The sequence below is a fragment of the Streptomyces sp. NPDC030991 genome (genome assembly GCF_055571235.1).
In genome coordinates this window covers 1-1048 of the sequence record NZ_JBVIFR010000059.1, presented here as the reverse complement: position 1 = coordinate 1048, position 1048 = coordinate 1, and the positions used below count along the sequence as shown (strand labels likewise).

The following is a 1048-nucleotide window of genomic DNA, read 5'->3' as shown; positions in this document are numbered from 1 at the left end:
CAGTCGTGACTGCGTGCCTTTTGAAGAATGAGCCTGCGAGTTTGCGGTGTGTTGCGAGGTTAACCCGTGTGGGGAAGCCGTAGCGAAAGCGAGTCCGAATAGGGCGATTTAGTAGCGCGCTCAAGACCCGAAGCGGAGTGATCTAGCCATGGGCAGGTTGAAGCGGAGGTAAGACTTCGTGGAGGACCGAACCCACCAGGGTTGAAAACCTGGGGGATGACCTGTGGTTAGGGGTGAAAGGCCAATCAAACTCCGTGATAGCTGGTTCTCCCCGAAATGCATTTAGGTGCAGCGTCGTGTGTTTCTTGCCGGAGGTAGAGCACTGGATAGGCGATGGGCCCTACCGGGTTACTGACCTTAGCCAAACTCCGAATGCCGGTAAGTGAGAGCGCGGCAGTGAGACTGTGGGGGATAAGCTCCATGGTCGAGAGGGAAACAGCCCAGAGCATCGACTAAGGCCCCTAAGCGTACGCTAAGTGGGAAAGGATGTGGAGTCGCACAGACAACCAGGAGGTTGGCTTAGAAGCAGCCACCCTTGAAAGAGTGCGTAATAGCTCACTGGTCTAGTGATTCCGCGCCGACAATGTAGCGGGGCTCAAGCGTACCGCCGAAGTCGTGTCATTCATACAATAGGGCCAACGCCCGTGTGGATGGGTAGGGGAGCGTCGTGTGCCGGGTGAAGCCGCAGCGGAAGCTAGTGGTGGACGGTTCACGAGTGAGAATGCAGGCATGAGTAGCGATACACACGTGAGAAACGTGTGCGCCGATTGACTAAGGGTTCCTGGGTCAAGCTGATCTGCCCAGGGTAAGTCGGGACCTAAGGCGAGGCCGACAGGCGTAGTCGATGGATAACCGGTTGATATTCCGGTACCCGCTGTGAAGCGTCAAACATTGAATCCAGTGATGCTAAGGCCGTGAAGCCGTTCCGGACCCTTCGGGGAAAGGAAAGTGGTGGAGCCGCCGGCCCAAGTTGGTAGTAGGTGAGTGATGGGGTGACGCAGGAAGGTAGTCCAGCCCGGGCGATGGTAGTCCCGGGGTAAGGGTGTAG

At 57.2% G+C, this 1048-nt stretch carries 1 rRNA gene; it reads left to right on the top strand.

The features are described 5' to 3' along the window. Nucleotides 1–1048 (top strand): 23S ribosomal RNA (locus ACZ45E_RS39880); the annotation flags it as partial.